Annotated in this window: 5 protein-coding genes; all 5 read left to right on the top strand. The window is 42.4% G+C overall.

Annotated features, from left to right (window positions below):
- Positions 1–88 precede the first annotated feature (88 nt).
- The 5 genes from HMPREF1535_RS06185 (at position 89) to HMPREF1535_RS06165 (ending at position 8355) form a co-directional block, all read left to right on the top strand.
- On the top strand, positions 89–1840 hold the full coding sequence (locus HMPREF1535_RS06185) for a RagB/SusD family nutrient uptake outer membrane protein (protein WP_046145604.1): 1752 nt from the start codon (positions 89–91) through the stop codon (positions 1838–1840).
- Between the two features lie 137 nt (positions 1841–1977).
- Complete coding sequence (locus tag HMPREF1535_RS06180) at positions 1978–2940, top strand: tetratricopeptide repeat protein (RefSeq protein WP_007655712.1); 963 nt, start codon at positions 1978–1980, stop codon at positions 2938–2940.
- Positions 2941–2985: 45 nt separating this feature from the next.
- A complete protein-coding gene (locus HMPREF1535_RS06175; protein WP_007655710.1) occupies positions 2986–3573 on the top strand; it encodes an RNA polymerase sigma-70 factor in 588 nt (195 codons plus the stop codon).
- 66 nt (positions 3574–3639) lie between these two features.
- On the top strand, positions 3640–4662 hold the full coding sequence (locus HMPREF1535_RS06170; RefSeq protein WP_046145603.1) for a FecR family protein: 1023 nt from the start codon (positions 3640–3642) through the stop codon (positions 4660–4662).
- A 240-nt stretch (positions 4663–4902) separates the two neighbouring features.
- A complete protein-coding gene (locus HMPREF1535_RS06165; RefSeq protein ID WP_046145602.1) occupies positions 4903–8355 on the top strand; it encodes a TonB-dependent receptor in 3453 nt (1150 codons plus the stop codon).
- Positions 8356–8360: the final 5 nt, after the last annotated feature.

Below are 8360 nucleotides of genomic sequence, written 5' to 3'. Positions count from 1 at the left end.
CTCTTTTGTTTTGTCTGAACTCTAAAAAAATCAATTTATTAATGGTTTAAACGGCTCTCTTGAGATAGGGAGCGCAATTTATTTACATATGAAACTAATAATTAAATTTTGCTTGTTAGGCGTATCTATTGTCTTATTAACAGGTTGTCAGAGTGACTTAATGGATTTGAATCCTTATTCTTCTATTGGTTCCGGTAATATGTGGACAACAGAGAATTTGGCTGATATGGGAGTTATGGGTATTTATAATGTGCTCCGTTCTTCAAATGTAGCTGGTGATTTGCATAAATTTGACAGTTATGGTGTGTCGGCTGACTATCGAGATGGAAATTACTCTCTGTTGATGGGGAATGCAACAACCAGCAACGAGTTGTTTTCTGATTATTGGAAGATTCATTACGAAGGAGTGAGCCGCTGTAATGATGCGATAACTAATTTACAGAAAGCTCCTTTGTCGGAATCAAAGTTGGCTCGCTTGATGGCTGAATCGAAGTTTATGCGTGCGTACTTCTATTATAAACTGAACATGGTATATAAAGGCGTTCCTCTTTATCTGGAGCCTGTCGAACTGGAAGACATGGTAAAAGGCCGAAATAGTGAAACTGAAGTATGGAACCAGGTAATTACCGATTTAACAGATGCTATCAATACTTCCGATTTCCCGGATAAATACACCAAAGGAGATGGTGATTACGGTCGTGTGACGAAAGGTGCAGCTTATGCTTTGCGTGGAAAGGTTTACATGTGGATGAACGAATGGACGAAGGCGGAAGCTGATTTTCGTAAAGTCGGTGATTTGGGTTTTGCTTTATTCCAAGGTGAATATAAACAGTTGTTTAAGGAAGAAAATGAGCAATGTGAAGAAATGATCTTTTCTTTGCAATGTATCGGTGAAAGCGGATATGGTAATAACTTTTCTTTTAGGTATGGCTCACGTGGAACCTTTGGTTCTTGTTGGAACACGTATCTGGCAAGTACGGATTTTGTGGAAACTTACGAAGATGCCGATGGCAGACCTTTTGATTGGGATAATTATATTCCGGGTTTTAATTCTATGGATGTTGCAAAAAGAGCAGTTTATTTTCTGCGTGATGGTATGACAGATGAAGAAAAATTGACTATGGAAAAAGCAGGGGCTGATTTATCCAAATATTTGGACAACGAGAATGAAGCCCGTATCAAAACTGCTTATGAACATCGCGATCCACGCCTGATGGCTACAATTATAACCCCGTATTCTGAATATGATGGAGCGGATGGTGTGACGGCTTATACCTATACGCTACGCTGGCCATACAGAGGTTCTAATACGGCCGCTCCATTTGATTTGAAGACTGATACGAATACTAAATTTTATTATTTGTTCCGTAAATTTGTTGCTGAGGGGGCTTCTGAAATTCCGAACCGTGAATATTCTCCAATCGATATTCCTATTATCCGCTATGCGGATGTGGTGCTTTCTCTGGCGGAATGTCTGAATGAACAGGGAAAGACTGATGAAGCAATAGAATGGGTGAACAAGGTGCGTGGGCGTGTAGGTGCAGCTTTATTGAATAGCAACCAGTATACTCAGGTTTCTGGGCAGGAGAATATGCGTGACCGTATCCGCAATGAACGTCGCTGGGAATTTGCTGGTGAGGGTGTGAACTTCTTTGATGAAATGCGTTGGAAAACATGGCATGAAACTAAGTTTAAGAAAAATGCCGGTCTGAAACAGATCTGGGGTATGGTAGAGTTTGCATATAGCTGGGATGGTGATCATTTATATAATTGGGCAATCCCCAGAACCGAAATTCAAAAGAATGATAATCTGACTCAGAATGATGGGTGGATTGATTGATTACAGATGAATTAAGGGGAGGTTTTCTTTGGAAGGGCTGTCATTTTGTGGCGGCCCTTTTCATGATAGGAGCTTATTACGTATGGCAAATTCAAAATAATCGGTATATTTGCCCTCTCGAACATAAACATATAACCATGGGAAATTTCTTTACATCTTTGTTCTCTTCTTCCAAAAGTGAGGATACGGCAGAAGGAAAAGCTAAAAATGATCAGAAAAACTTCGACATATTAAAATATGACGGTATTCGTGCGCAAAAAATCGGTCAAGTGGCCTATGCTATCAAATGCTTTACGGAAGCCTTGAATATACAGGAAGATTTTGAAACAATGAACCATCTGGTATCGGCCTATTCAATGGCAAACCAGACGGAAAAGGCTTTGGATACATTGAACCGTATGGTGGAAATGGAGCCGGAGCATATCCAGACGTTATTGACAAGGGTCAGCGTGCTTTTTATGCTGGATAAGGAAGCCGAGGTCATTGCCGACTGCCTGCGGGTGATCGAACTGGATGAGTCGAACCATCTAGCCTGGTTCCTGATGGCAAAAGCCAAAAGAACAACCGGCGACCAGTTGGGAGCCATTGCCGACCTGACGAAAGCCATTGCCTTGAAAGATGATTTCACGGATGCTTATCTGCTTCGTGCAGAGGTGTTGCTTGCCATGAAACAGGGACAGGAGGCTTTGCCCGATATCGAGAAAGCGATCTCATTGGCTCCGGAAGAAGAAACAACCTATTTGGTAAGAGGAAAAATACATGAATCGCTGGGTGACCTGGATGCCGCCGCCGATGATTACCAGCAGGCGCTCGACCTGAACCCGTTCAATGAAGATGCCTGTATACTGAAAGGTTCGCTGCTGATCACTAAAAACTTGTTAGACGAAGCCATTGTCTTTTTTGATGAGGCCATTGAAATAAAACCGGATTTTGCCAAGGCTTATGCCGAACGCGGACGCGCCAAAAACCTGAAAGGCGATAAAGAAGGTGCTTTCGAAGACCTGAAAAAATCAATCGAACTGAATCCGGAAGGAGAGGAAGCCAAGAAGTTTGAAGGGCAACATGCCAATTTCGAGAATAAAACTTATATGCCTTTCTGATGTTATATAAGGAGTAGATAATGATGGGGATAAACGGTGACAATTTTGCATGATGAAAACTTAATAGAAGGTCTGCGTCTTGGGGACGAACAGGCTTATAAATCGCTTTATAAGCTGCATTACAAGGTGCTTTGTGCTTTTGCATATACCTATGTGAAAGATTATTTTGTTGCCGAAACTTTAGTCAGCGATATTATATTCAATATTTGGGAGAAACGTGATTCGTTGATTATAAATCAATCATTGAGAGCCTATCTCATGAAAGCTGTGAAAAATAGCAGCATCAATTATCTTGACCATTTGGAGCGGCAAAACAATCTGAGGCAATCCGTTTCCCAACAAATGGAAAAAAGGGAAGAATCTTTCCATGAGCAGGATTATTATCCGATGTCTTCTTTGCTGGAAAAAGAACTGGAGGGAAAGATTATGCAGTCTGTCAGTTCCCTCCCTGAGTTTACACGTGAGATTTTCGAGATGAGCCGTCATGATGGATTGAAGTATGAAGAGATTGCCGCCCGTAAAAATATCACGATTGATATAGTGAAATATCATATACGTTTATCCTTGAATCAGTTGCGTCATGATTTACGGGACTACCTGCCGTTCTGGCTGACTTTGTTCCTTTTTATGTAAAAAAAAGATCATTTTTTTTCACCCGTTTTCTTTTTTCGTTTGTCATATCTATAGAAGAGGAACATTATGGATATACGAATTACAGATCGGGGATATTGGGATGATTTGATAATTGACCGACTTTCGGGAAATTTATCAGCAGATGACCGGGCACGTCTGGAAAGATGGTTGGACGAATCGGAGGAACATCGGCAATATTATAGCCAAATGAAAGAACTTTGGGATTCTTCTGAAGTTGCAAATCCGCATTTTCTTTTTGATGATGAGAAAGCCTACATACTTTTCAGCAAAAGGTGTGCCTCTTTTGCCGGGATCCCGCGTAAACGGTTGAGTGTCCCGTGGTGGAAAAGAGGGGTGGCAGTGGCGGCAGTGCTGATCCCTTTTGTGTTCCTGAGTTATTTTACCGTCCTTTATTTTCAATCACGTTCCATTGAGGAACGTGCTCCTCTGATCTCAGAAATAAAGAGTCCGAAAGGTTCACGAACACAGGTTTACCTGGCCGACGGTTCGCTTGTCTGGCTGAATTCCGGGAGTACGATCAGTTATGCGGATGATTTCGGTAAGAACAGCCGTACGTTGAAGCTATCCGGTGAAGCTTATCTGGAAGTTGCAAGAAACGAGGAGATACCTTTTGTTGTTGAGGCAGGCGGTCTTGAAGTGAAAGTCTTGGGGACAAAATTTAATGTGAGTGCCTATGCCGGAGATGAAGATGTAAAAGTCTTTCTTTTGAACGGGTCGGTCCGTTTATCAGGGAATGAAGAGTTGGCTCCGGTGACGCTTAAACCGCAGGAGATGGCAGTTTATAATACGTTGGTCAATCGGGTGAAAGTGTTTGAAGACGATGCCTCCTTTGCATTGAACTGGATGAATAACAAATTGGTGTTCCGAGGCGAAACAATGAAACAAATTGCACAAACCCTCCAACGTTATTATGATGTGAAGATTGAAATTCATAATCCTTCAGTGAGTGAGCGGCGATTCGCCGGTGACTTCAAGCTGGATGATCCGATAGAAAAGATATTTAAAGTAATGGCCGCTAATGAAAAATTCAGATACCGGATCAAAGGAGGTATAGTAGATATTTATTAAGAGAGTGAATAAAAAACTATAGTGTTAACATTTAATTTAAAATGCCTATGAATAAAAACTGAGTTAACCTGAGACAAATTGAGGAATGCGCTAACATTCCTCAATTCTGTTGCTAAAAAAGTAGAAAATCATTTCAGACTAGATTATTAACTATTTAACAACTAACTACAAATGTATCAAAAAGCTTGTAGCATAGGTTCGTTGTGTCGAATTTTATGCATAAAAAAAAGTCTAAATATTATGAAAATATCTGTCTTGCTGTTATTTCTGGGGATATTTTCAGTGTCTGCAAAATCTTACGGACAGGAGACTAATGTTACGTTTAATTTGAGTAATGTCACAGTGAATGAGGTCTTTGATGCGATTCGCGCCCAAACGGATTATTCCTTTTGGTATGACCTGAAAGACGTAGATGTAAATCGTGTTGTCTCAGTGGAAGCCGAAAATAAGTCGGTTAAACACGTGCTGGAAAGTATTTTTAAAGATAAGAATGTGGATATCCAATTGGTTGATAACCACATTGTCCTCAGAGCGAAAAGTTCACAACCGGGCCGTCCGGCAACTGCACAGGCACACCGGGTTACGGGAGTTGTGAAGGATCATATGGGAGACCCTGTTATCGGGGCGAATATTGTTGAGAAAGGAACGACTAATGGAACGATCACCGATATAGACGGACGTTTCTCTATTGAGGTATCTCCTGGTGCAACCTTGATTATTTCTTATATCGGTTATCTGTCAAAAGAAATTCAGGTAAATAACCAAAGAAATATTCAGGTTAATCTGGTGGAAGATACGCAGGCATTGGGTGAAGTGGTTGTTGTTGGGTTCGGTTCTCAGAAAAAGGAGAACTTGACGGGAGCTGTTTCGCAGGTGAAAATGACGGAAGTGCTGGGTTCGCGTCCGGTGACGAATGCGATGAGTGCCTTGCAAGGAACTATGCCGGGGTTGCAGATTACCGCCAATAATGATGCGGCAGGTCCGGGTTCGTCCAAGAATTTCAATATCCGTGGTACGACTTCAATTAACGGAGGAGGTCCGTTGGTGCTGATCGATAACGTGCCTGGTGATATCGATATGTTGAATCCGGAAGATATAGAAAGTGTTTCGGTCTTGAAGGATGCTGCTTCTTCTGCTATTTACGGGGCACGTGCCGCTTTTGGTGTAATATTGGTTACAACGAAGAAGGCACAGAAAGGGCAGCGGTTCCAGGTGAATTATAATAATAATTTCGGGTTCCAGTCTTCTATCAACGAACCGGGTATAGCCAATGGTATGCAATGGTTGCAGGCTTATAAAGACGCCCAGTTTGGTTCCGGGAGTTATTTTGCAGGACAGGATATCGATACCTGGATTAAATATCTGGGAGCCTATCAGCAGGATCCCAGCCAGTTTAAAACGTACGGGGATGGTATTTATACGGATCCGGAAACAGGTGTGAACTATTATTTGAATGAAAAGAATGTTTATACGAACATGTTCGATAATTTCGGCTTTTTACAGAACCACAATGCTTCGCTGAGCGGAGGCGGTGAGAAGATTACTTATCGTATGTCGTTGGGATATAATAAAGAACAGGGTATTTTGAAAACAGATAAAGATTCGTATAAACGTGCATCTGCCAGTGCCTATGTCTCCGCTGATATCACTTCCTGGCTTACTCAATCGGCCGATGTCCGTTATGCGCAAAGCACGAAAAATATGCCGATCACGTCATCTTCGTCTACGCTTTATGATATGCGTAAACCGAGCCTTTATCCGGAAGGTTATCTGATTCTGCCTGACGGAGAGGAACTGTTGACGGATACGCCGCAAAACTTGTTGAAGTTGACTACAGATAACAGGACGATCAGGGATAATACCCGTTTGATGTCGAAAACGGTCGTGAAACCGTTGAGTGGCTTGGAAATGGTTTTTGAGTATACCTTTGATAAAGTGGTACAGAACAACCGCCAGAACCGGGCTATCATGGATTATGCCAATATACAAATGGCTAAAATGCAAACGGCGGCAAACTCTTCTTTACAGGAGATTAATGAAGCAACCGATTACCATGCGATAAATGCTTATGCTACTTACACCCGTACGTTCAACGAGAAGCATAATTTGACGGCAATGGTCGGATTCAATCAGGAACATAGCAAATATACGAAACTGACTGCTTACGCATACGATTTGATAAATGATCAGGTGCCCTCATTCAACACGGCAACCGGCGAGACAAAAACGATTACGGATCAGTATCGTGAGTATTCTGTGCGTGGGGCATTCTATCGTTTGAATTACGATTATGAAGGGTGTTATCTGTTTGAGGCGAACGGACGTTATGACGGTTCGTCTAAGTTCCCGAAGAAAAGCCGTTTCGGTTTCTTCCCTTCTTTCTCCGTTGGCTGGAATGTCGCCCGTGAAGCCTTTATGGAGTCGACTGCCGGATGGCTGGGAGAATTAAAGCTGAGAGGCTCGTGGGGGCAGATCGGTAACCAGGCGATCGATCCTTATCAGTTTACACCGGTTATGTCGGCATATCCGGCAAACGAAGTGAACTGGATCGTAAACGGAGATAAACCGGTTACAATAAAAGCACCGGGACTGGTTAGTGATAACTTTACCTGGGAAACAGTGGAAACATTGGACTTTGGTGTGGATATCGCTTTGCTGAATAACCGCTTGCGCGGAACTTTCGACTGGTATCAGCGTGATACAAAGGATATGTTGGCTCCCGGATTGGAACTGCCGGCTTTAGTCGGGGCGTCCGCTCCTTTACAGAATGTGGCGGATTTACGTACGAAAGGATGGGAGTTGAGCCTGAACTGGCGGGATAAGATCGGTAACTGGGGATATAATGTCGGTTTTAATCTGTATGATTCGCGTACGACTGTTACAAAGTATGATAATGAATCGTTTGTCTTGCAGAACAGTAATGGAGAGAATAATTACTATACCGGTTATGAGATCGGAACAATATGGGGATATGTGACAGACGGATATTATACCGTAGATGATTTTGAGGATACGAATACCTGGAAACTAAAAGAGGGGGTTACCTCTATTAATGCTGTAAACCCACGGCCCGGTGACATAAAGTTCAAGAATCTGCGTGATGATGACGATAGTGTGAACCGAATCGATGCTGGCGACGGGACATTGATGAATCCGGGAGATCGTCAGATCATCGGTAACAATAAGATACGTCTCCAGTATGGTATTAATCTGGGTGTTAATTATAAAGGATTTGACCTGAATGTGTTGTTGCAGGGTGTCGGTAAACGTGATGTCTGGATAAGCGATGCCCGCAGATGGTCGTTTGCTTCCGGCCAGTTCGGACAGATTTTCGACGATCAGCTGGATTATTGGAAACCGATCGATCCGGATAATGGCAATTGGAACCCGGTAAATCCGGATGCTGAATATTTCCGCATTTACAACCAGCGTGAAAATTCCGGTTCGAATACACGTGCACAAACGAAATACCTGTTGAACGGGGCCTATCTACGTGTGAAAAACATCACATTCAGTTATACATTCCCGAAAACATGGATGGATGTTATTCACCTGAATGCGTTGAAGGCTTTTGTGAGTTGTGAAAATTTACACACATTCTCCTCTTTGCCTAAAGGGTATGATCCGGAACGTCTTTCCTGGGGATATCCTTTCTATCGCACCGTTTCGTTTGGTATAAATGTCACACTTTAAATTAG

Source organism: Parabacteroides goldsteinii DSM 19448 = WAL 12034, assembly GCF_000969835.1.
Taxonomy (GTDB): domain Bacteria; phylum Bacteroidota; class Bacteroidia; order Bacteroidales; family Tannerellaceae; genus Parabacteroides; species Parabacteroides goldsteinii.
This window is presented reverse-complemented; position numbering and strand designations above follow the sequence as displayed.